Source organism: Gammaproteobacteria bacterium (genome assembly GCA_036381015.1).
Taxonomy (GTDB): domain Bacteria; phylum Pseudomonadota; class Gammaproteobacteria; order Steroidobacterales; family Rariloculaceae; genus ZC4RG20.
On record DASVDR010000003.1, the window covers coordinates 1 to 21,358 of the forward strand.

The following is a 21,358-nucleotide window of genomic DNA, read 5'->3' on the forward strand; positions in this document are numbered from 1 at the left end:
TCAGCCACTGCGCCGCGCTGTGGCAGCCGAGCCACTTCCAGAGCTGCTCGCGATCGAACTCCGCGAGCCGCTCGAGAAAGCGCGCCTCCGCCGCGCTGATGTGCGCGCACAGCTCCACCATCTCCCGCCCGAGCGCCTCCGGCCCGCAGCTCCTCCGGGAGCGGCTCGCGCGGGATCACGCAGCTTGAATCGGGCGTCGCTGCCGATGCTGCCATAACCCGTCCTTATACTATATAAATTGCCAGTATAGTGATCGAAAAGGCACGTAAAATCAAGAGCCATCGCGCGAAGGAGCGGGTCGGCGATACCCAAAAGACGCCGGCGGCCGGGGGCACCGTTCGAGTCGCTGCTCCGTGGAATCAACCGCCGCACTGCGGTGGCCAAGCTGATCGACGGCGACCGAGGGCGTCGAGCGGCGATAGGGGATCGGTCCGGTACCGCCGGGCCTCGGTTGAAGCGGATCGATCCGCCCGTCCGAGTGCGACGTCCGAGTCGCACCGGCAGGCGGCCCGAGTGAGCGAGGTCGTCGTCGCTGCCGGCATCGTGCACGGAGAGGAGAACAAGGGCCGGTCGCCGGAAACGCCATGGACTGCAGCGGTTCGTGGGACTTTTGCGGAGACGCATCCTGGTTCAACATGGGCACCGGTCGTCGGCAAGCCGACGGCGAGGTGCACGGCCCGGGGGGAGCCGGCCGGGGAGGGTCGAAGCGTTGCCGAAAATCTTTCCGAGCCGCGGCGAAGGGCGGCGTCGAAACGGCGCGCTCGGGGTGCTGATCGCCCCGGCGCTTCTGGTCGCGACGGCAGCGGAGGCGCAAGAGGTTCTCGACGCCGCGCGCGAGTGCGCAGCGATCACGGACGAGGCGGCGCGGCTCGACTGCTACGACCGTGCACTGGGCCGTGCGCGAGGCGCGGAGCCAGGGGAGCCGCAAGCGTCGGAGCCGACGCCGGCCCGCTCGGGCGTAGAGCGCGACCGGCAACGGTCGGCCGAGCCGTCGCGGCCGCCGGCGGAGCGAGGCGTCCGCGACGCAGCGGAGCGAGGCGTCCGTGAGCCGGCGGAGCGAAGCGTTCCTGATACGGCGGAGGAACGCGCACAGGCGGCATCGGCGGCATCCGCGGCCGCGAACGACGAGGAGGCCGGCGTCGTGCCCGTCACGATCGTCGAGGTCCGGCCCCGCCGAGACGGCGCGGTCTTCACGACCGACGACGGGGAGTTCTGGGTGCAGATCGACGGGCGCCGCTTCAGCACGCCCGATACGCCGTTCGCCGCACAGATTCGCCCGGGCGCGCTCGGTAGCCACTTTTTGGTGCCGGACGACGGCGGCCGAGCGATTCGCGTCCGGCGCGTCGACTAGGCTCGTCACTCGATCGCGAGCGTGGGCTCCGCGGTCGGCTCGACCGTCCATTCGCCGTTCCACGACGCGACCTCGAAGCGGCCGGTCATCGGAAAGCGGGGCGGACGAACCTCCTCTAGGCGGGGATCGAACTCGAGCCTCGTGCGGTATCGCGGCTCGGTCGCCGAAAGCGACCCCGCGGTGAGGCTGCCGTAGATGGAGAGCGTCGCCCGTTCGCGATGGCGATAGCGGTCGATGACGAAGCGCCGCTTCGCGTAGATCGCCGCGTCGATCTCGAGGTCCCCCGGCCCCGTCACGTCGGGTGGCGCGACCTCGACGTTCCCGTCGGAGACGAGACCCAAGTAGTCGTCGGAATCCGGGAACCGCCGAGGATCGGCCGCGTAGACGAGATCGCCGTCGATCACGATCTCCTTCGGTGCGTACACGAGCACCTGGCCGTTCACGACGCCCTCCACGTGCAGCACGACGTCCTCGGCGCCGGCGATCAGGACCGGCTCGGCCGGCAGGGCTCGGCGCTGCTCCGCGCCGCCGGACTCCACGGGCCGAAAGCCGTAGCTGCCGTCCGCGTAGAACGTGATCGCGGTGTCCTTGGAAAAAACATGCGCCGCGCCGTCGTCGCGCTTGTCAACGCCGAGACTCTCGAAGGGCTTCGGCAACGGAATGCGTCCGGCTCTCGTCTCGAGGCCGCCGAGAAACATGTCGCGGCGCACGATGCGGCGGCTCGAGCTCGGTGAGCTGACGCCGCGCGCGGTCGTCACCTTGCCGCGGAAGAGCGGCTTCACGCCGCCTTCGCTCGAAACGTAGATCTCCGAGTTCGAATGGAACCGCCCGCCGATCTCGTCGTCGTGGATCTGCACGTCGGGATCCCACTGGTCGACGAACTGCGCGAAATGGGAGAACGCGAGGCGCCGGAGGCGCATCTGTGTCGAGAATCTCGATCCGTTCCGCTCTGTGCTGATCGCAACGATCGCTTCCTCGAGGTCCATGCTGCCCTCGGCCGGCAGCCGCGTGAACGTGGCCGTGTACTCGTGTCCGTCGTGCTCCCACACGACGGTCGGCTCGAAGCGCTCGCCGCGCGCCGCGTCGCGAATCCAGTCCTCGACCTCCTCGTTTAGGAGCTCGCGCTCGCTGCGCCGGATCGCGACCGTCTCCACGAAGGGAATCCGGGGACGTGTCTCCGGCGTCTCGGCTGGCGACGCAGGGGGCTCGACTTGTCGGGACGACGCCCGAGCCGTTCGCGCCGGCGGGCCGGGCGATTCGACGCGCGGCTCGGTCGCTCGAATCGAAGGTGATGGTGCCTGGGTCGGACGCGCCGGAGTCCTGGCCACTCTCTCCGGCGGCACCGGTGGCTCCGTGGGCTTCGGCCGCCCCGTGGGCTTCGGCGGCCCCGCGGGCTCCGGCGGGTCCGGGGGCTCCGCCGTTTCCGGCGGGCCCGCGGCCTGCGGCGGCTGCGGCGTCTCAGGCGGCGCGGTCGTCTGTGCCGGCCCTGCGATCTCTGGCGTCGCCTCCGGCGAGCCTTCGGTCGCCGGCGGCTGCGGCGCCTTGGGCGGCGCGGTCGTCTCTGCCGGATCTACCGTCTGCGGCGGTTCCGCCGCCGGCGCCGCCGATTCGCGTTCCGATTCCGCGGACGCAGGCGTCGAAGGCTCGAGCCGCCGGTCCGGGGCAAGCTTCGGCCCGGCTGCGGCGACGAGGGCCGCCGGGTCGCCGACCCACTCGATCTCGATGAGGTCCGTGCCGTCCGAGGCCGGCCGGTTCGGCCGAACCACGACGAGCGCCGCGACGAGCGCGAGGTGCAGCCCGAGCGAGCAGAGGACCGATCGCGGAGGAGGCCGAGGCATTGCGATGCCTCCCGGTCGTCGCGTCCCCGGCCGAATCCGGGGACGTCGTCCTCGTTATAAGTTCGCGCCCGGCGCGGGTCAAACCCGGCCGGGCGCCGATGGCTCGGCGGCAAGGGTCACGGGCCGCCGGCTTGCGGGTCGAGGCGGGTCTACTGGAGGTTGCGGCTCCAATCGTCGACTTCGCGCTCGGCCTCGTCGCGGTTCTTGCCGTAGCGCTCCTGAATCCGCCCGATCAGCTCCTCGCGCTTGCCGCCGACGACATCGAGATCGTCGTCGGTCAACTCGCCCCAACGCTGCCGCACCCGACCCACCATCTTCTTCCAATTGCCTTCGATCCGGTCCCAATTCATCGGCTTCTCCTCCATGGAGCGTTGACCCCCGGGTGCAAGTCGCATGCCACGGCCCTCAGGCGTAGGGAGCCGCCGCACGGCGCATGCAGGAACGGGGCGGGGGCCGCTATACTGCGGGCCGCCGGCGGAGCGCGCGCGACGAGCGCCCGCCTTCCATCGGCCCCGCATCCCTCGCCATGAGCCTCGTCGAGACAAGCCGCGCGCTCGCGGCGCGCGTCGATCCGCTGCGCTTCGCGCCGCCCGTCGCGTGCACCTACAACCCGCTCGTCTACGCCTGGGAGCCGCACGCGCGCTATCTCGAGCGCTACGGCACGGGTCCCCGCGAGGTTCTGCTCGTCGGCATGAATCCGGGGCCGTTCGGAATGGTGCAGACCGGCGTGCCGTTCGGCGACGTGGGGATGGTCCGCGGGTGGCTCGAAATCACGGGCACGGTCAGGCGGCCGAAATGCGAGCACCCGAAACGGCCCGTGCTCGGGTTCGACTGCCCCAGGAGCGAGGTCAGCGGCTCGAGGCTCTGGGGGTGGGCCAAGGAGCGATTCGGCGCGCCCGCGCGGTTCTTCGAGCGATTCTTCGTCTGGAACTACTGCCCCCTCGCCTTCGTCGAGGAAAGCGGCCGGAACCGTCCGCCGGACAAGCTTCCGGCCGCGGAGCAGCGGACGCTCTTCACGGCATGCGACGATGCGTTGCGCGCGGTCGTCGCGGAGCTCGGCCCGAGGCTCGTGATCGGCGTGGGAGGCTTCGCCGAGCGGCGGGCCCGGGAGGCGCTGGCCGGCGCGGGCTGCACGGTCGGCTGCATCCTGCACCCGAGCCCGGCGAACCCGGCGGCGAACCGGGGGTGGGCCGCGGTGATCGAGCGGCAGCTCGCGGCGCTCGGCGTCGAAATCTGAGCGCGGCGGCGGTGCCGTGAGCGCCGGCGGGCCTACCGGACGACGGGCTCGCGCCGGTCGCGGCGCGTGATCTGCCTGAACTCCGTCTGCGAGATCGTCGGCTCGCGGCGGCCCCTTGCGGGATCGAGGTCTCTCGCAAGCGGCGGATCGTCGCGCATCGGCCGGTCCGCGAGTCTCGCTTCGGCCAGGGCCGCGCTCAGCCGATCGAGCTTGCGGTTCATCTCGGCGAGCTCCTCGTGCGTCTTGCGCGCCGACTGACGAATGCTCTCGATCATGAACGGGACGAGAAACACGAGCACGAGCCAGGCCAGGAGCACGAGCCCGAGGATCAGCGCGACGATCGGAGGGAGGTTTTGTAGTACCTGCATATTCGCTTCCTGCGCGCCTTACGCGCCTTCGCAGATCGTTCCCGAGGCGTGCCGAACGGCGATGCCGGTAATATACAACGCGCGGTTACGACGCGCGGCTCGCCCCGCAGGCGCGGGGCGGAAGCGGGCGGCGCCGGCCTGCACGCTCGCATTCTCGGCCGCAATCCGGCTGCGGAAGCCGAGGCGCATCACACATTGAACCGGAAGTGGACGACGTCGCCCTCCTGGAGGACGTACGCTCTGCCTTCGAGCCGCAGCTCCCCGGCCTCGCGCGCGCCTTGCTCGCCGCGCCGGGCGACGAAGCTCTCGTACGAGATCACCTCCGCGCGGATGAAGCCCTTCCGGAAGTCCGTGTGGATCACGCCGGCTGCGTCGTACGCGGTGGCGTCGCGCCGCACGGTCCAGGCTCGCACCTCCTTCGGGCCCGCGGTGTAGAACGTCTTCAATCCGAGGAGCCGGTACGCGGCGCGGATCACGCGGTGCAGCCCCGGCTCCTCGAGCCCGAGCGCCTTCAGGAACTCGGCGCGCTCGCTCTCGGGCAGCTGCACGAGCTCCGCTTCGATCGCCGCCGAGATCACGACGGCCTCTGCGCCGTGCTCGGCCGCGTACGCTTGGACTTTCGCCGCGAGCGGATCGTCCGCACGCGCGTCCTCCGCGACGTTCGCGATGAACATGACGGGCTTCGCGGAGATCAGATGCAGGTCGCGCAGCACCTCTCGATCGCGGTCGTCGAGCTCGAGCGTCCGGACCGCGCGGCCGGCCTCGAGGGCCGCGGACAGCTTCTGCAGCGTGTCGCGCCGCGCGACGGCAGCCTTCTCGTTCGTCTTCGCCGCACGCTCTGCGCGCGCGAGGCTCCGCTGCACGGTCTCGAGATCGGCGAGCAGCAGCTCCGTCTCGATCACCTCGATGTCGTCGATCGGATCCACTCGCCCGGCCACGTGAGTCACGTCCTCGTCCTCGAAGCAGCGCACCAGGTGCGCGATCGCATCCGTTTCCCGGATGTGCGCGAGGAACTGGTTGCCGAGCCCTTCGCCTTTCGACGCGCCGCTGACGAGCCCGGCAATGTCGACGAACTCGACCACGGTCGGCACGACGCACTCCGGGCGGACGATCTCGGCGAGCGTGTCGAGGCGCGGATCCGGCACGCTGACGACGCCGACATTCGGGTCGATCGTGCAGAACGGATAGTTCTCGGCCGGGATCGCCGCCGCGGTCAGCGCGTTGAAGAGCGTCGACTTGCCGACGTTCGGCAATCCGACGATGCCGCATTGGATACCCATCGCCGTCAGTCCCGGTGTCGGCTATGCAGCCGATGAGTGGCGCGCTCGGGGCCCTCCTCGATGAAGATCGGGAGAATCGCGATCGCGTCCGCGACGGTGTCGAGGATCAGCTGCTCCTCCTCGGGTCCGGCACGCTGGAGCACGTAGTCGACGACCTCGTCGCGACGCCCCGGGCCGGGGTGCCCGACGCCGATGCGGATGCGCCAGAAAGCGGTGCCGATGTGCTCGACGATGTCGCGCAGGCCGTTGTGGCCGGCATGCCCGCCGTCGAATTTCAGCTTCGCGCGGCCGGGCGGCAGGTCGATCTCGTCGTAAACGACGAGCACGTGCTCGGGCTCGATCTTGTAGTAGTGGATTGCAGCGGCTACCGCCTGCCCGCTCAAGTTCATCCAGGTCATCGGCTTCAGCAGCCGAATCCGCTTGCCGGCGATCACGACTTCGGCCGTCTCGCCGCGCAGCTTCTTGTCGGGCGAAAAGCTCGCGCCTTGGTCGCGCGCGAGCAGGTCCACGAACCAGAAGCCGGCGTTGTGGCGAGTGAGCTGGTACTTCGCGCCCGGGTTCCCGAGGCCGACGATCAGATCGAGTCGTTGCCGCATCGCGTCATTCTAAGCTCGTCCCGGCCGGCGCCCGGGGGCCGCGCAAAAAGGTGTCAGTCACCTTTTTCGGGGAAAAGGTGTCTGACACCTTTTTTTTCGGGGGGGGTCAGGCGGCGGGGGGCTCCGTGGGCTGCGCGGCGCCCTCGACGGCTTCGCCTTCGGCCGCGGCCTCCGCCTCCTCGCGGCGCGGCGGGACGATCGTGACGACCGGCAAATCCTGCTGGTGCGTGAGCGCGACGAGCGAGACGCCTTCCGGCAGCGCGAGGTCGGAGAGGTGGAGGATCTCGTTCAGCTCGAGCTGCGAGACGTCGACGTTGATGAACTCCGGCAGATAGCGCGGCAGGCAGCTGACCTCGACGTCCGTGGCGAGATGCTCGATGACGCCGCCCTGCTCCTTCACGCCCTTCGCGACGTCCTCGCCGACGAAGTGCAACGGCACGTGCAGCGTAATCTCCTGGTCCTCGACGATGCGCTGGAAATCGAGATGCACGACGTGCATCCGCGCCGGGTGGCGCTGCACCTCCTTGACGACGACGGGCTGCGATTCGCCGTCGATCTTCACCGTGAGGATGCTCGTGTAGAACGCCTCCTGGTTCATCTGGCGCGCGAGGGTGTTCTGATCGAGCGCGATCGCCGCGGGCTCCTTGCCGCCGCCGTAGACGACAGCCGGCACCTTGCCGAGCCGTCGCAGAGACCGGGTGCCGGCGCGACCGGCCGCGGTGCGCGCCTCAGCTTGCAGTTCGAATGTCACGGGTCACCTCCGAGGAAGCCGGCGATAATAGCGCAGGGCTCAGTCGAGGTACAGGGAGCTCACGGACTCGCCGCCCGTGATCCGCCGGATCGTCTCCGCCAGGAGCTCCGCGACGCTGAGCTGCCGGATCTTCGCGGATTCGACCGCGTCCTTTCCGAGCGGAATCGTGTCCGTGACGACCAGCTCGTCGATGACCGATTCCTCGATGCGCCGCACGGCCGGGCCGGAGAGGACCGGATGCGTGATATAGGCCACGACGCGCGCCGCGCCTCGCTCCTTCAGTACGCGTGCGGCCTGACACAGCGTGCCCGCCGTGTCGACCATGTCGTCGATGAGCACGCAGGTCTTGCCTTCGACCTCGCCGATGATGTTCATGACCTCGGCCATGTTCGGCTGCGGGCGCCGCTTGTCGATGATCGCGAGGTCCGCGTCGTCGAGACGTTTCGCGAGCGCGCGCGCCCGCACGACGCCGCCGACGTCCGGCGAGACGACGACCATGTCCTCGTACTCCTGCTTCCAGACCTCGCCGAGCAGAACCGGCGACGCGTAGACGTTGTCGACGGGAATGTCGAAGAACCCCTGAATCTGATCCGCGTGCACGTCAACGGTGACGACGCGGTCGATCCCGGATGCGACGATCAGATCGGCGACGAGCTTCGCGGTGATCGCCACGCGCGCCGCGCGCGGGCGCCGGTCCTGGCGCGCGTAGCCGAGGTACGGGATCACGGCCGTGATCCGGTGGGCCGATGCGCGCTGGCACGCGTCGGCCATCACGAGAAGCTCCATCAGGTTGTCGTTGACAGGAGGACACGTCGGCTGCACGAGGAACACCTCGTTGCCGCGGATGTTCTCCATGATCTCGACGTTGACCTCGCCGTCGCTGAACCGCCCGACCGCGATCCTTCCGACCGGAAGAGCAAGGTGATATGCGATGTCTTTCGCGAGCGCCGGGTGCGCGTTGCCGGAAAAGATCGTGGTCGTCGAGGAGTCCAAAAGCGGTCCCCCGGGGCCGTTGGCCGTCATGTTTCCCTTTTCCCCCCGAACTGGCTGGGGTGGCAGGATTCGAACCTGCGAATCACGGGATCAAAACCCGTTGCCTTACCGCTTGGCTACACCCCAGTGCGCGTGCCGCTCCTCGAGCGCGGTATTGTGCTGTTCGGGCGGCGCCGAGTTCAAGGCGACGCCGCGGCGGCTGCCGCGGGGCGAAAGCCGTCCACGGTAAGGCGCACCTCGAGCGTGTCGTGCGCGAGGTCGATGCGGCGCGGCACGAGCACGCCGTCGACGAGCTGATAGGCTTCGTACTCGAGATGCCACCGCCGCTGGTCGAGCGCGCGGAGCACGTCGGCGGGGCCGATCCGCGGCTCCGACGGGAACGCCGGGTCGGGCAGGCCGAGCAGCCACGCCCGCAGGCTCTCGACCGGCATCCACCAGCCGAGCAGCGCGGAAAGGTCGCGCTCGGGGTCGTCGAGCACGCGCCGTTCGCCCCGCGACGTGATGGTCATCTCGTCCGGCGAGCCGCTGACCTCCAAAATGCCGCCGCCGAACGGACCGCGGATGGAGAGCGTCGAGACCGGACCCTGCTGGAGCCAGGAGAAGCCCGCCTGATACGCGTCTTCGCCAGTGTCGATCGCGAGCCGGCCGCGCATCTCCCACGCGTCGAGCGCATGCAGCCGCGATTCGCGCTCGGCGAAGGTGAGCCCGTCGTGCTCGACGCGCATCTGTCCGCCGCAGCCCGCGAGCAGCGCGGCCGCCGCGAGCGCGGAGGCGCCTCTGATCATTGTTTCAGCCGCCGCTCGACCTCGTTCAAGTGGCGGTTGTCGGGGTTCTGCCGGAGCGCCGCCTCGAGCAGGTCGAGCGCTTCCTCGCGCTCGCCGAGTGCCCACCGGACGTCGACGAGGTGTGCGGCGATCTCCGGGTCCTGCTCCAGCCGATAGGCGCGATCGAGATAATCGAACGCCGAGCGGTAGTTGCCGAGCTTGAACAGGACCCAGCCCATGCTGTCGATGATCGCGGCGTTGTCCGGGTCCATCGCGAGCGCCTTTTGAATGTACTCGCGCGCCTCTTCGTGGCGGTCGAACTGGTCCGTCAACAGGTAGCCGAGCGCGTTCAGGAATACCGGGTTGTCCGGGTGGTCCTCGACGAGCTCCTCGAGCACGCGCACGGACTTGCGCATGTCGCCCGTCTCCTGAAGCAGCAGCGCCAGCGAGTAGCGCAGGGACGTGTTCTCGGGGTAGCGCTCGAGGCCCGTCTCGAGCAGCCCTTCGGCCTCGTCGTAATCGCCGCGGCTCTGCGCCTCCTCGGCCATCATCACGTACAGCTGCGCGCGCGCCTCGTGCAGCGTCGCGTCCTCCGGATCGGCGGCGAGCGCGTCCTCGAACAGCTGCAGCGCCTCCGGCGCCCGGTCCATCTGCACGAGCAGCTGAGCGCGGGCCACGAGCATGTCCGACCGGAAGCGCGGGTTCGCTTCGCCGAACTCCTGCAGGTGCCGCAGCGCGCCGTTCGGGTCGTTCATCCGCGTCATCAAAATGCTCGCGGTGCGCAGCTGCGCCTCCACCGCGTGCGTGCCGTCCGTGACTCGGGAATAGGAGCGCGTGGCACGAAGCGGCTGCTCCTCGCTCTCCGCGATGCGGCCGAGGTAGTAGAACGCTTCGTCCCGGTACGCGTCGTGATAGCGCAGCTCGTCGAACAGCCGGTTCGCCTCCTCCAGACGGTCCTGCGCCATCGCAAGGAACGCGAGCGCCCGCGTCGCCTCCGGGAGGCCGGGATTCTCGTCGAGAATGGCCGTCAGCCGCTCGCGCGCCTCGTCCATCCGGCCGGCCGAAAGCAGGAGCTCCGCGTATTGAAGCTGCGCCTCTGGGTCCTCGGACGTCTCGGCGAGCCGCTCGGCGAGCGCGAGGCTCTCCTCGCTGCGGCCGGAAACGAGCAACGCGCGCGCATAGAGCAGCTGAGCGTCGACCCATTCGGGGCGCTGCTCGGTCGCCGCACGGGCGTGCTCGAGCGCGAGCGGGAAATCCCCCGAGCGCATCGCGAGCCGCGCCAGGCCGTAGTGGCCCTCCGCGGTATCCGGAAACGCCTCGACCAGCGCGCTCAGGATCGCGGTGCCCGCCGCCGGGTCGGGCTCCGCGGTCAGCGCCTCGACGACGAGCGCGAGGGCGGGGCCCGGGTCGGCGCCGGCCGAGGCTCCGGCGACGAAGTCCGTGAAGTGCCGAATCGCCTCGTCCTGTTGCTCGTGGCGGGCCGTGAAGACACCGGCGAACCAATGGCCGCGAGGATCTTCGGGCGCGATTTCGAGCCAGCGACGCGCGGCGGCGAGGCCCTTGTCGTCGAGCCCCGCCTCGTACGCAACCCGCGTGGCTCTCTCTGCAAGCGACGGATCCGTCGAGATCGCGGCCGCCTCGAGAAAATGCTGCGCCGCCTCCGCGTAACGCTCGTCCTCGAGGGCGACCTCCGCCAGCAGAGAGTGGGAGTCGATCGCGACCCGGCTCTCGTCCGGCTCCGCCGGCAGGCCGGCGCAGCCCGCAAGGCACGCGAGGCCGGCGAGAACGCCGAGGGGGAAAACGTGCTTCATCGCTTCGTCCATCGTGTGGGGCTCGCCGCGGTCCGGCGTCGAGCGGTCCGGCGTCGAGCACTATACCGCAGCCGGGAAGCGCGGCCGAAACTCCGCGCGCGTCGTCGGCACGCCGTTTCGGCGTGCGCGCGCCGGGGCATCGCGGCGCTCGAGCCCGGGCGCGGACCGGGCTCCCACTTGTCCTTTGACCGAGCCGGCACGCCCCGTTCCATCAGTCCCTCGGCGGGTCGCCGAGGCCGCCGGGCGCCGCCGTAACCGTTAATCGAACCGTTAATAACGTTCACTACGGGGCGCGGCAATGGTAAAGGGCTACGGATGCCGCCGTGCTCGATGCCGCCGCATCGGGCGCGGCGCTATGCGTGGATCAGCTTCAAGGAGGACTTCGATGAGCGCACCTCGGCCCTTCGGACGGTTCGGCTTCACCCGGCTCGGCGCCGCGCTCGGCTCGGCGTGCGCCGTGTTGCTCCTCGTCTCGCTCGGTGCCGGCGCGCAATCGGGCGGCGCCGCGGAGCACGGGGACGTCGCGCAGAAGGCGCCGGCCGGCTTCGCGCCCGACGCCACGCTCGCCGAGATCATGGAATACATCGTGATGCCGAACGCGGACAAGCTGTGGGGAGCGGTGTCGGTGACCGTCGGCGAGGAGGGCGTCGTGGAGGAGGCTCCGGAGACGGACGCCGAATGGTTCGAGTTGCGCACCGCGGCGCTGACGCTCGCCGAGGCGTCGAACCTCCTCGTCGTGCCCGGACGCCGCGTCGATGCCCCGGGCGCCGTCGCTGAGTATCCCGAGGAGGAGCTCTCGCCGAGCGAGATTCACGAGCTTCAGGAAGAAGCCTGGGGCGCCTGGGTCGGTCATGCCCAGGTGCTGCACGAGGTCGCGAAGCAGATGATCGCGGCGGTCGACGCGCGCGATACGCAGGCCGTGACGGACGTCGGCGGCACGCTCGACTCGGCTTGCGAGGGCTGCCACCTCCAGTTCTGGTATCCGCCGCAGGAGGAAGAGTAGCCCGCAGCAGGAAGAGTAGCCCGCAGCCGCGCCCCGAACGGCGGGGCACCGGGTTCGCCGCGAGGCGCTCAGGCGCTCCGCTGCGCGCTCAGGCCCGCCGCGGGGCGTGCTCGCGCGACCCGCGCAGCAGTAGAAGCAGCGGCGCCGCGAGCAGCGTCATGACCATCATCAGCCTGAAGTCGTTCAGGTAAGCGATCATCACCGCCTGGCGAGTCACCTCGGCGTCGAGCGCCTGGGCGCCGGCGCGCGTTGCGTAGCTCCAGGCCTCCGCGGTCCACGGCGTCCGCAGCACGTCCGTGAGCGGCGTCAGATGGGTCGCGAGCGCGGCGTGCGCGTTCTGCGTCTCGCGGTAGAGCAGCATCATCACGAGCGAGATTCCGACGCTGCTGCCGATGTTGCGAACCAGGCTGAACATCGCCGTGCCTTCGTTCCGGTAGCGCGGCTCGAGCGTCGCGAACGCGGCCGTGCTGAGGGGCACGAAGATCAGGCCCAGGCCGACACCCTGAACGACTCCGGTCTCGACGATCTCTCGCACGCCGACGTCGAGCGTGAAGCCGGCCATCTCCCACAGCGAGAAGGCCGTCAGCACGAGGCCGGCGAGCACGAGCCAGCGGGTGTCCACCTTGCCGACGAGGCGTCCGACGACGAGCATCGCGGCCATCGTGCCGACGCCGCGCGGCGCGAGCACGAGGCCCGTGGTGACGACCGGGAAGCCGAGCTCGTTCTGCAGGAACGGGGGCAGCAGCGCGAGCGTCGCGAGCAGCATCATGCCGACCACGAGCATCAACGTGAGCCCGGCCGCGAAGTTGCGGTCCTTGAAGAGGCCCGGCTCGATGAACGGCTTCTCGGCCGTGAACATGTGCGTGAGAAACAGGTAGAACGCGAGGCCGGCCACCGCCGCCTCGATCACGATCTCGCGGGACGCGAACCAGTCCTCGGAGTTGCCGCGGTCGAGCATCAGCTGGAGCGCGCCGATCGCGATGCTGAGCAGCGCGAACCCGAAGAAGTCGAAGCCGCCGCCGCGCCGCTTCTCCGTCTCGGGCAGGAACGCGGCGAGGCCGAGCAACGCCAGCAATCCGAGCGGCAGGTTGATGTAGAAGGCCCACCGCCAGCTGTAGTACTCGGTGAGATAGCCGCCGAGCGTCGGCCCGAGAATCGGGCCGACCATGACCCCCATGCCCCAGAGCGCCATCGCCGAGCCGTGCCGCTCGCGCGGATACGAGTCGAGCAGCACCGCCTGCGACAACGGCACGAGGCTCGCGCCGAGCGCGCCCTGCAGCACTCGATACGCGACGATCTGCTCGAGAGAGCCGGCCGAGCCGCAGAGCATCGAGGCGATCGTGAATCCGACGACGCAGCCGAGGAAGAGCCGCTTGCGGCCGAAGCGGCCGGCGAGAACGCCGGTCAACGGCGTCATGATCGCCGCCGCGACGATGTACGACGTGAGGACCCACGAAATCTGGTCCTGCGTCGCGGACATGTTGCCCTGCATGTGCGGCAGCGCGACGTTGACGATCGTCATGTCGATGACTTGCATGATCGTCGCGAGCATCACGGCGACGGTGATCATGCCGCGATGGGGCGGCGCTTCGTGGGCCGCGACGGGGCTCATGCTCGGGCGTCTTCCGGTCGTCGGTGGCCGCCGCGGTGCTGCCGCACGCGGCGTCTCCCATCGGCCGCGATCACGGCAACGCCTCGTGCTCGGGGGCGCCCCGCGCGGTGCACGCGAAGGTCTCGACCGCGACGTCGCTTTGCGACGCGTGCGCAACGAAGGACGGCGGCCACGACCACGAGCGCTCGAAGCCGGTATCGATCTCGACCGTGGCGCTCATTCCCGCCCTCAGCACGGGATCGAGGGGCGCGACGTCGATCGCGATGCGCACGGGAATGCGCTGCGTGATCTTCACCCAGTTGCCGGTGGCGTTCTGCGGCGGGATGACCGAGAACTCGGCGCCGGTGGCCGGGCTGATGCTCGCGACGCGGCCGCGCCACGTGCGCTCCGGATACGTGTCGATGCGGATTTCGACGGGCTGGCCGGGGCACACGTGCGTCAGCGCCGTCTCCTTGAAATTCGCCTCGATCCAGATGTCGTGGTCGGAGACGAGGCTCATCACGGCGAGGCCGGGCGCCGCATGCTGGCCCACGGTCGGCACGTCGCCGACGACGCCGGCAAACGGCGCGTGCACCACCGTGTGAGAGAGGTCGAGGGCCGCGGCGTCCCGCGCCGCTTTCGCCGCGAGATACGCGGCGTGACCGGTCAGCGGCTCTTCCGGAGAGCCGCCGAGCTGCGCGCGAAGCTGCGCGAGCGCCTGCTCGAGGATCGCGATCTGCCGGCGGGCGACGTCGTAGTCGTGCCGTGCCCGGTCGACGTTCGCCTCGGAGCCGAGATTCTGCTCCGCCACGGCCTCCTCGCGCTCGAGCGCCCGCGCCGCGTACTCGACGTTCGTTCGCGCGAGCGCGAGCTCTTCGAGCTTCTGGCGGTACTGCGCCTTCATGCCCTCGAGGAAGGAGGTGACCGTGCGCAGCTGCGCGTCGGCACGCTCCAGCGCCGCCCGGTACGGCCGATCGTCGATCGTGAACAGCACGTCGCCGGCGTCGACGCGCTGGTTCTCCTCCACCGCGACGTGATTGATCGGCCCCGCGACCTCGGCCGTGATCAGCACCTTGTCGGCCTTGACGTACGCATTGTCGGTCTCGACGTACCGCCCGCCGGTGAGGTAGAGGTAAGCGCCGGCCGCGGCGACGGCGGCCGGCCCGAGCACGAGCAGCGCGGCGCGCAGGAGCCGCCGCTTGCGAGGCTTCGATCGGGCTGCGCCCGCGTCGGACGCGCTCGCCCCGTGGCGCCGCTCCTCGGGAGCGGCGCCCTCAGACCGCCCGGTTTCCGGCGGTGTTTCTTCGCTTGCGGGCATTTTCGGAGGTGTCCTGTTCCTGATCCTTTCCCTGGAGGCCGCGGGCCGCGGCTTCCGCGGCCGACAAGTTCTCCTTGATCCGGCACAATTCCTCGACCATCCGCCGGCGCGCGGCGTCCGACACACCGGCCAGGGCTTCCTCGAGCATCTGCGACGCGCGCTCGTGCATCTCGGCGAGTATCGGCCGGCATTGGTCGGTCAAATAAAGCCGCACGGCACGCCGGTCGTCCGGGTCGCGGGCGCGCTCGACCCAGCCGGCCGCTTCCATGCGGTCCACGAGCCGGGCCAGAGTGATCGGCTGGACCTCGAGACGCTCGGCCAGCGCCGCCTGATTCATGCCCTGATGACGGGCCAGATGCGCGATCGCGCGCCACTGGGCCTGCGTCAGGCCGAGCGACTGCAGGCGCCTGTCGAGGCTTCGCCTCATCAGATGGAAGACATCCGTGAGCAGAAAACCGAGGCTGCGTTCGGGGCCGGAATGGTCGATCATGGCCGGTGACGAGAGTTAGTAAGCAAGCTTATAATAAGCGTGTATCGCGTCCGGCCTCAAGGGCCGGCGTACGCTTGTCGGTGCGGCGCGAGTTGCCGGACAATCTGCCCGCGCGCGAAAGCGGGCCCTCCGCGCGCCCAGCCGGGTGTGCGCATCCCGCCCGCCGGGCCGGCTCGCGAGGCTTGAACGGCGCGCACGGGCCGGCGTTTTCCGGCGCCTTTCGGCCGCGGGCGGCGGCATTCACGTGAACGATTCCATACGGCGAAAACTGGCGGCGCTGACCGAGCGCTACGAAGAGCTGGTCCACCTGCTGAGCGATCCGGCGACGATCGCCGACAAGGACCGCTTCCGCGAGCTTTCGCGCGAGTACGCGCGGCTCGAGCCGATCGCGAAGGATTTCGCGGAGTACAACCGGCTCGAGCAGGAGATCGCGGCGGCCGAAGAGCTCGCGAAGAGCGACGATCCCGAGCTGCGGCAGCTCGGCGCGGAGGAGGCCGAGACGCTGCGCGAGCGCCGCGCCGCGCGCGAGAGGGATCTCGCGCTCCACCTGGTCCCGAAGGACCCGGACGACGACGCGAACCTGTTTCTCGAGATCCGCGCCGGCACCGGCGGCGACGAGGCCGCGCTTTTCGCCGGCGACCTGTTTCGCATGTACAGCCGCTACGCCGAGGACCAGGGCTGGCGCATCGAGGTGCTGAGCGCGAGCGAAGGCGAGCACGGCGGCTTCAAGGAGATCATCGCCCGGATCGTCGGCAAAGGGGCGTACGCGAAGCTCAAGTTCGAGTCCGGCGCGCATCGCGTGCAACGCGTCCCGGCCACGGAAGCGCAGGGGCGCATCCACACGTCGGCGTGCACCGTCGCGGTGCTGCCCGAGAGCGAGGAGGTCGGCGACATCGAGGTGAACCCGACCGACCTTCGGATCGACACGTATCGCTCCTCCGGCGCCGGCGGGCAGCACGTGAACAAGACCGACTCGGCCGTCCGGATCACGCACCTCCCGACCGGGATCGTCGTCGAATGCCAGGACGAGCGATCGCAGCACAAGAACCGCGCGCGCGCGATGTCGCTGCTCCTCGCGCGGCTGCGCGACGCCGAGGAGCGCAAGCGCCAGTCCGAGACGGCCGCGCGGCGCAAGAGCCTCGTCGGCACCGGCGACCGTTCCGAGCGCATCCGCACGTACAACTTTCCGGAGCGCCGCGTCACCGACCATCGCATCAACCTCGTGCTCTACAAGCTCGACGACGTCCTCGAAGGGGCGTTGGACGACGTGATCCAGCCGCTCGCGAACGAGTACCGGGCCGATCAGCTCAGGGCGCTCGCCGGAGAATGAGCGCGACCGCACCCTCCGGCGCCGACGGCGGCTCGCGCCCGCGGGTCCGCCGCTACGGCGAGGCCGTCGCGGCCGGCACGCGTGCACTGTCCGGCGGCGAGAGCGGCCGCCTCGACGCGCAGCTTCTGCTCGCGCACGCGGCGGGCGTCGCCCGCTCCGTCGTGCTCGCGTTCCCGGAACGCGAGGTCGATCCCGCCGCGCTCGCGCGCTTCGAGGCGCTCGTCGCGCGGCGTGCGGCCGGCGAGCCGCTCGCGTACCTCATCGGCGAGAAGGAGTTCTTCTCGCTGCCGCTCGCGGTGGAGCCGGCGGTGCTGGTGCCGCGGCCCGAGACCGAGCACTTGGTCGACGAAGCGCTCGCGCGCCTGCCGCCCGCTGCGGAGGCTCCCGGCCGCGACGTCGTCGTGCTCGATCTCGGCACCGGAAGCGGCGCCCTGGCGCTCGCGCTGAAGCGGCAGAGGCCGGATCTTCGGGTCGTCGGCGCGGACCGAAGCGCCGCCGCGCTGCGGGTCGCGCGCGCGAACGGCGAGCGGCTCGGTCTCGACGTGTGCTGGGTTCGCTCCGACTGGCTCGCCGCGTTCCGAGAGGCGGCGTTCGACGCGATTCTCTGCAACCCGCCCTACGTCCGCTCCGGCGATCCGGCCTTCGAGCGCGGCTTGCGCTTCGAGCCGCGCGATGCGCTCGACGGCGGCGCGGACGGGCTCGACGCGATTCGGCAGGTGCTCGCCGGCGCCGGCCGGCATTTGAAGCCGTCGGGTCTGCTGCTGCTCGAGCACGGCCATGATCAGCGCGCCGACGTCGCCGCCATCGCACGCGCGCACGGGCTCGTGCTCGTCGCGGCCGGCCGCGACCTCGCCGGTGTCGACCGCTACGCGGTCTTCGCGCGCCGGTAGCGCGGCGGCGCCGGTGGCTTAGTGCAGCACCGGGCCCGGCGTCTCGCCGCGGAGGATCGCCTCGATGTCCTCGTCGCTGTAGCGGAACGCGCGGTTGCAGAACTCGCAGGTGAGCTCCACCCAGCCCGGGTCCCCGAGAAGCCCCTCGAGCTCGTCCTCGCCGAGCAGACGCACGATCCGCGCGAGATGCGCCGGCGTGCAACGGCAGTCATGCAGCACCGGGCGCGGGTCGAACAGCCGAATCAGCTCGCCGTCGAAGACTTTCGTCAGCAACGCCTCGGCCGCGGTCTCCGTGAGCTCGTTCGTCGAGACGGTCTGCGCGAGCGTCGCGGCGGCGGCGAAATCCGTGGGGTCCGCGCTTCGTCCGGGCAGGGCTTGCAGCAGCAGGCCGCCGATGCGCCGCTCCGTGCCCTTCAGGATCAGCCGCGTCGGAAGCTGCTCGGATTGCCGGAAATAGGCCTCGAGGCACGCGTCGAGCCGCGGGCTCACGAGCGGCACGATGCCTTGAAAAAAGCCGTTCGGTCCGCGCGTGTCGACGTTGACGGCGAGCCGCCCCTCGCCGAGGAGCGCCTCGCCGCGGCCGGGCGTGTCGCACTGCGCCATGCCGCGCACGCGCAGCTCCTCCGAGCATTGAATCAGCAGGAGCTTCAGCGCCCCTTCGCCCTGGAGCTGCATCGAGACGCGCGGCTGCGACTTCAGGCTGCTCGCGAGCAGCACGGTGGCGGCGATGCTCTCGCCGAGCAGCCGCCTGAGATCCGCCGGGTAGTTGTGCTGCGCGACGACCTGCTGCCAGGTCTCCTCGAGCCGCACCAGGGAACCTCGGACCCCGCGCTCCTCGAGCAAGAAACTCTGCACTTCGTTCACGGTTCTGCGCCTCCGTTGCGCGTTGCCGGCCGTCGCCCCCCGGATCCCGTCGGCCGCAGGGGACGGCCGCCTACCCGAGCTTGTCGCGGAGAATCTCGTTGACCTGCTGCGGGTTGGCCTTGCCGCGGGAGGCTTTCATGACCTGCCCGACGAGGTAGCCGAGAACCTGCGTCTTGCCGCTTCGGTACTGCTCGACCTGCGCTTCGTTGGAGGCGATCACCTGGTCGACGATCGCCTCGATGCTCGCGCGGTCGGTGATCTGCTCGAGGCCTCGACTCCTTATGATATCCGCCACGCTGCCGCCTTCTTCCCACAGCGTCTCAAAAACGCCCTTTGCGATCTTGCCGGAGATCGTGCCGTCCTCGATTTTCGCGAGCAGCGCCGCGAGCGACTCGGGCGGCACGCGGGAGTCGACGATATCGAGGCCGGCGCGGTTCAACGCGGCGGTCAGCTCGCCGAGGACCCAGTTCGCCGCGAGCTTCGGCCGCGCGCCCCCGGCCGCGACGACGGCCTCGTAGTAGTCCGCGAGCGGCCGATGGCCGGTCAGGATGGCTGCGTCGTAGGCCGGCAGCTCGTATTGGCTCATGAAGCGCTCGCGCTTCGCGTCGGGCAGCTCCGGGAGCTCCGCGCGGACCGCGTCGATCATCGCATCGTCGATGACGAGCGGCAGCAGGTCCGGGTCCGGGAAGTAGCGGTAGTCGTTCGCCTCTTCCTTCGTGCGCATCGCGCGGGTCTCGTTCCGCTCCGGGTCGTAGAGGCGCGTCTCCTGCACGACGTGCCCGCCGCCTTCGAGCACGTCGATCTGCCGCTCGGCCTCGACCTCGATCGCCTTCTCGACGAAGCGGAACGAGTTCAGGTTCTTGAGCTCGGTACGCGTGCCGAGCTTCGGGTCGCCGCGCCGCCGCACGGACACGTTCGCATCGCAGCGGAAGGAGCCCTCCTGCATGTTGCCGTCCGAGATGCCGAGGTAGCGCACGAGCGTGTGGATCTTGCGCATGTATGCGCCCGCCTCCGCGGCCGAGCGCATGTCGGGCTCCGACACGATCTCGATCAGCGGCGTGCCTGCGCGGTTCAGGTCGATGCCGGTCAGGCCGTGGAAATCCTCGTGCAGCGACTTCCCGGCGTCCTCCTCGAGGTGCGCGCGCGTGATCCCGATCGTCTTGACGGTGCCGTCGTCGAGCACGATGTCGAGCCGGCCGCCGTGCACGATCGGCAGCTCGTACTGGCTGATCTGGTAGCCCTTGGGGAGGTCCGGATAGAAATAGTTCTTGCGCGCGAACACCGAGCGGCGCGCGATCGTGCAGCCGGTGGCGAGGCCGAACTTGATCGCCATCATCACGGCCGCGCGGTTCAGAACCGGCAGCACGCCGGGGTAGCCGAGATCGACGAGGCTCGCTTGCGTGTTCGGCGGCGCGCCGTACGCCGTGGCCGCTCCCGAGAAGATCTTGCTCCGGGTCGCGAGCTGCGTGTGGATCTCGAGCCCGACGACGACTTCCCAGTCCATCATCGGCTCCTCATTCGTAGCCCGGCGGCACGCGCCGGTGCCAGTCCGTCGCTTTCTGGAACCAGTGCGCGGTCTTCAGGAGCCGCGCCTCCGCGAGCGGCGGTCCGATCAGCTGCAGGCCGACCGGAAGGCCGCCGACGAACCCGCACGGCACGGAGATCGCCGGCAGCCCGGCGAGGTTCGCGCCGATCGTGTAGATATCGTTCAAATACATCTGAATCGGGTCGTTGGTCTTCTGCCCGAGGCCGAACGCCGGCGTCGGGGTCGTCGGGCCGGCGAGGAGATCGACCTCGGCGAACGCGCGCGCGAAGTCGTCGCTGATCAGCTTGCGCACCTGCTGTGCCTTCAGATAGTAGGCCTCGTAGTAGCCGGCCGACAGCACGTACGTCCCGGTCAGGATGCGCCGCTTCACCTCCGCCCCGAAGCCCTCGCCCCGGTTGCGCTTGTAGAACGACGCGAGGTCGAGCGCCTCGGCGCCGGGCGACCGGTAGCCGTAGCGCACGCCGTCGAAGCGCGACAGGTTCGAGGACGCCTCGGCCGGCGCGACGACGTAGTAGGCCGGCACCGACAGGTGCAGGTGGTCGAGGTGCAGCGTCACGAGGGTGGCGCCGAGCTTCTCGAGCTCGCCGAGCGCGGCGCGCACCGCCTCGGCGTTGGCGGAATCGAGGCCCGCGTCGAAGAAGTTGTCGGGGACGCCGATCTTCAAGCGCTCCCACGGGGTCTCGATCTCGGCCGCGTAGCGGGGCACCGGGTCCGCGAGGCTCGTCGAGTCGCGCTCGTCGAATCCGGCCATCGCTTCGAGCAGAATCGCCGCGTCCTCGGCGGTCGCGGTCAGCGTCCCCGCCTGGTCGAGGCTCGACCCGAAGGCGACCATCCCGTAGCGCGACACGCGCCCGTAGGTCGGCTTCAGGCCGGTGAGCCCCGAAAGCGCGGCCGGCTGCCGGATCGATCCGCCGGTGTCCGTGCCGGTCGCGCCCGCCGTGAGACGCGCGGCGACCGCGGCCGCGGAGCCCCCGGACGAGCCTCCGGGCACCCGTTCGCGGTCCCACGGGTTCCTGACCGGCCCGTACCAGCTCGTCTCGCTCGACGACCCCATCGCGAACTCGTCCATGTTCGTCTTGCCGAGCATCACGCAGCCGGCCGCCTTCAGCCGCTCGACGACGGTGGCGTCGTAGGGCGACACGAACGAGTCGAGCATCCGCGACCCGCACGAGGTCTTGACGCCCGCCGTGCAGAAGATGTCCTTGTGCGCGACCGGGATGCCGGTCAGCGGCGTCGCGGTGCCGTCGGCGAGTCGCCGGTCCGCCTGCTCGGCCTGCGCGAGCGCCTCGTCGCCGGTGACGGTGATGAAGGCGTTCAGCTCGCCGCCGAGCCTCGCG

20 protein-coding genes and 1 tRNA gene are annotated in these 21,358 nt (G+C 70.1%); 5 read left to right on the forward strand and 16 right to left on the reverse strand.

The genetic code is table 11. The annotated features are described in order from the left end of the window. The first annotated feature begins 709 nt into the window (after positions 1-709). Entirely contained in the window at positions 710-1,351 is a 642-nt protein-coding gene (locus tag VF329_00575) for a hypothetical protein (GenBank protein ID HEX7079495.1), read from the forward strand. Between the two features lie 5 nt (positions 1,352-1,356). Here VF329_00575 and VF329_00580 read toward each other — a convergent pair whose 3' ends face one another. Beyond that, complete coding sequence (locus VF329_00580) at positions 1,357-2,505, reverse strand: hypothetical protein (GenBank protein HEX7079496.1); 1,149 nt, start codon at positions 2,503-2,505, stop codon at positions 1,357-1,359. Positions 2,506-3,338: 833 nt separating this feature from the next. Beyond that, complete coding sequence (locus VF329_00585) at positions 3,339-3,539, reverse strand: CsbD family protein (protein ID HEX7079497.1); 201 nt, start codon at positions 3,537-3,539, stop codon at positions 3,339-3,341. Between the two features lie 176 nt (positions 3,540-3,715). On the opposite strand from VF329_00585, the gene VF329_00590 reads away from it, so the two are divergent. Further along, the gene (locus VF329_00590) at positions 3,716-4,426 is read left to right on the forward strand and encodes a uracil-DNA glycosylase family protein (protein HEX7079498.1); all 711 of its coding nucleotides are present in this window, start codon (positions 3,716-3,718) and stop codon (positions 4,424-4,426) included. A 32-nt stretch (positions 4,427-4,458) separates the two neighbouring features. Here the strand turns inward: VF329_00590 and VF329_00595 are convergent, their stop codons facing one another. From VF329_00595 to VF329_00630, 8 genes are all read right to left on the reverse strand, one after another. Then, complete coding sequence (locus VF329_00595) at positions 4,459-4,794, reverse strand: hypothetical protein (GenBank protein HEX7079499.1); 336 nt, start codon at positions 4,792-4,794, stop codon at positions 4,459-4,461. 188 nt (positions 4,795-4,982) lie between these two features. After that, on the reverse strand, positions 4,983-6,074 hold the full coding sequence (gene ychF / locus VF329_00600; protein HEX7079500.1) for a redox-regulated ATPase YchF: 1,092 nt from the start codon (positions 6,072-6,074) through the stop codon (positions 4,983-4,985). A gap of 5 nt (positions 6,075-6,079) precedes the next feature. Next, entirely contained in the window at positions 6,080-6,670 is a 591-nt protein-coding gene (gene pth / locus VF329_00605; GenBank protein HEX7079501.1) for an aminoacyl-tRNA hydrolase, read from the reverse strand. A gap of 106 nt (positions 6,671-6,776) precedes the next feature. Continuing rightward, positions 6,777-7,421 (reverse strand): 50S ribosomal protein L25/general stress protein Ctc, encoded by a 645-nt coding sequence (locus VF329_00610; GenBank protein HEX7079502.1) that lies wholly within the window; start codon positions 7,419-7,421, stop codon positions 6,777-6,779. Between the two features lie 39 nt (positions 7,422-7,460). After that, positions 7,461-8,444, reverse strand: coding sequence for a ribose-phosphate pyrophosphokinase (locus tag VF329_00615; GenBank protein ID HEX7079503.1), 984 nt, complete (start codon positions 8,442-8,444; stop codon positions 7,461-7,463). A gap of 21 nt (positions 8,445-8,465) precedes the next feature. Next, positions 8,466-8,540, reverse strand: a tRNA-Gln gene (locus VF329_00620). A 53-nt stretch (positions 8,541-8,593) separates the two neighbouring features. Next, the gene (lolB, locus tag VF329_00625; GenBank protein ID HEX7079504.1) at positions 8,594-9,199 is read right to left on the reverse strand and encodes a lipoprotein insertase outer membrane protein LolB; all 606 of its coding nucleotides are present in this window, start codon (positions 9,197-9,199) and stop codon (positions 8,594-8,596) included. After that, complete coding sequence (locus VF329_00630) at positions 9,196-11,001, reverse strand: tetratricopeptide repeat protein (protein HEX7079505.1); 1,806 nt, start codon at positions 10,999-11,001, stop codon at positions 9,196-9,198. The genes lolB and VF329_00630 overlap by 4 nt, the downstream gene beginning before the upstream one ends. Positions 11,002-11,374: 373 nt before the next feature. Here VF329_00630 and VF329_00635 point away from each other — a divergent pair, with 373 nt between their 5' ends. Then, positions 11,375-11,992 carry a hypothetical protein gene (locus VF329_00635; GenBank protein ID HEX7079506.1) on the forward strand — a complete coding sequence of 206 codons (618 nt, stop codon included), beginning with the start codon at positions 11,375-11,377 and terminating at the stop codon, positions 11,990-11,992. Positions 11,993-12,080: 88 nt separating this feature from the next. On the opposite strand, the gene VF329_00640 is transcribed toward VF329_00635, so the two are convergent. The 3 genes from VF329_00640 to VF329_00650 form a co-directional block, all read right to left on the reverse strand. Continuing rightward, on the reverse strand, positions 12,081-13,604 hold the full coding sequence (locus tag VF329_00640; GenBank protein HEX7079507.1) for an MDR family MFS transporter: 1,524 nt from the start codon (positions 13,602-13,604) through the stop codon (positions 12,081-12,083). A gap of 70 nt (positions 13,605-13,674) precedes the next feature. After that, the gene (locus VF329_00645) at positions 13,675-14,901 is read right to left on the reverse strand and encodes an HlyD family secretion protein (GenBank protein HEX7079508.1); all 1,227 of its coding nucleotides are present in this window, start codon (positions 14,899-14,901) and stop codon (positions 13,675-13,677) included. Next, the gene (locus VF329_00650; GenBank protein ID HEX7079509.1) at positions 14,858-15,391 is read right to left on the reverse strand and encodes a MarR family transcriptional regulator; all 534 of its coding nucleotides are present in this window, start codon (positions 15,389-15,391) and stop codon (positions 14,858-14,860) included. The genes VF329_00645 and VF329_00650 overlap by 44 nt, the downstream gene beginning before the upstream one ends. Before the next feature lie 244 nt (positions 15,392-15,635). Between VF329_00650 and prfA the strand changes: the two genes are divergently transcribed. Together prfA and prmC are read left to right on the forward strand one after the other, a co-directional pair. Further along, positions 15,636-16,721 carry a peptide chain release factor 1 gene (gene prfA, locus VF329_00655; protein HEX7079510.1) on the forward strand — a complete coding sequence of 362 codons (1,086 nt, stop codon included), beginning with the start codon at positions 15,636-15,638 and terminating at the stop codon, positions 16,719-16,721. Then, the gene (prmC, locus tag VF329_00660) at positions 16,718-17,611 is read left to right on the forward strand and encodes a peptide chain release factor N(5)-glutamine methyltransferase (protein HEX7079511.1); all 894 of its coding nucleotides are present in this window, start codon (positions 16,718-16,720) and stop codon (positions 17,609-17,611) included. The genes prfA and prmC overlap by 4 nt, the downstream gene beginning before the upstream one ends. An 18-nt stretch (positions 17,612-17,629) precedes the next feature. Here prmC and VF329_00665 read toward each other — a convergent pair whose 3' ends face one another. The 3 genes from VF329_00665 to gatA form a co-directional block, all read right to left on the reverse strand. Continuing rightward, positions 17,630-18,475, reverse strand: coding sequence for an Hsp33 family molecular chaperone HslO (locus tag VF329_00665; GenBank protein ID HEX7079512.1), 846 nt, complete (start codon positions 18,473-18,475; stop codon positions 17,630-17,632). A gap of 70 nt (positions 18,476-18,545) precedes the next feature. After that, positions 18,546-19,979, reverse strand: coding sequence for an Asp-tRNA(Asn)/Glu-tRNA(Gln) amidotransferase subunit GatB (gene gatB, locus VF329_00670; protein HEX7079513.1), 1,434 nt, complete (start codon positions 19,977-19,979; stop codon positions 18,546-18,548). A 10-nt stretch (positions 19,980-19,989) separates the two neighbouring features. Next, positions 19,990-21,358 (reverse strand): Asp-tRNA(Asn)/Glu-tRNA(Gln) amidotransferase subunit GatA (gene gatA / locus VF329_00675; protein HEX7079514.1); only part of this gene is annotated, 1,369 nt, incomplete at its 5' end.

What these genes read in the sequence shown, in the direction of transcription:
- VF329_00585 (HEX7079497.1), bottom strand. Translation starts at nt 3,539, where the DNA reads ATGAATTGGGACCGGATCGAAGGCAATTGGAAGAAGATGGTGGGTCGG.
- VF329_00590 (HEX7079498.1), top strand. Translation starts at nt 3,716, where the DNA reads ATGAGCCTCGTCGAGACAAGCCGCGCGCTCGCGGCGCGCGTCGATCCG.
- VF329_00595 (HEX7079499.1), bottom strand. Translation starts at nt 4,794, where the DNA reads ATGCAGGTACTACAAAACCTCCCTCCGATCGTCGCGCTGATCCTCGGG.
- ychF (HEX7079500.1), bottom strand. Translation starts at nt 6,074, where the DNA reads ATGGGTATCCAATGCGGCATCGTCGGATTGCCGAACGTCGGCAAGTCG.
- pth (HEX7079501.1), bottom strand. Translation starts at nt 6,670, where the DNA reads ATGCGGCAACGACTCGATCTGATCGTCGGCCTCGGGAACCCGGGCGCG.
- VF329_00615 (HEX7079503.1), bottom strand. Translation starts at nt 8,444, where the DNA reads ATGACGGCCAACGGCCCCGGGGGACCGCTTTTGGACTCCTCGACGACC.
- lolB (HEX7079504.1), bottom strand. Translation starts at nt 9,199, where the DNA reads ATGATCAGAGGCGCCTCCGCGCTCGCGGCGGCCGCGCTGCTCGCGGGC.
- VF329_00630 (HEX7079505.1), bottom strand. Translation starts at nt 11,001, where the DNA reads ATGGACGAAGCGATGAAGCACGTTTTCCCCCTCGGCGTTCTCGCCGGC.
- VF329_00635 (HEX7079506.1), top strand. Translation starts at nt 11,375, where the DNA reads ATGAGCGCACCTCGGCCCTTCGGACGGTTCGGCTTCACCCGGCTCGGC.
- VF329_00640 (HEX7079507.1), bottom strand. Translation starts at nt 13,604, where the DNA reads ATGAGCCCCGTCGCGGCCCACGAAGCGCCGCCCCATCGCGGCATGATC.
- VF329_00645 (HEX7079508.1), bottom strand. Translation starts at nt 14,901, where the DNA reads ATGCCCGCAAGCGAAGAAACACCGCCGGAAACCGGGCGGTCTGAGGGC.
- VF329_00650 (HEX7079509.1), bottom strand. Translation starts at nt 15,391, where the DNA reads ATGATCGACCATTCCGGCCCCGAACGCAGCCTCGGTTTTCTGCTCACG.
- prmC (HEX7079511.1), top strand. Translation starts at nt 16,718, where the DNA reads ATGAGCGCGACCGCACCCTCCGGCGCCGACGGCGGCTCGCGCCCGCGG.
- gatB (HEX7079513.1), bottom strand. Translation starts at nt 19,979, where the DNA reads ATGGACTGGGAAGTCGTCGTCGGGCTCGAGATCCACACGCAGCTCGCG.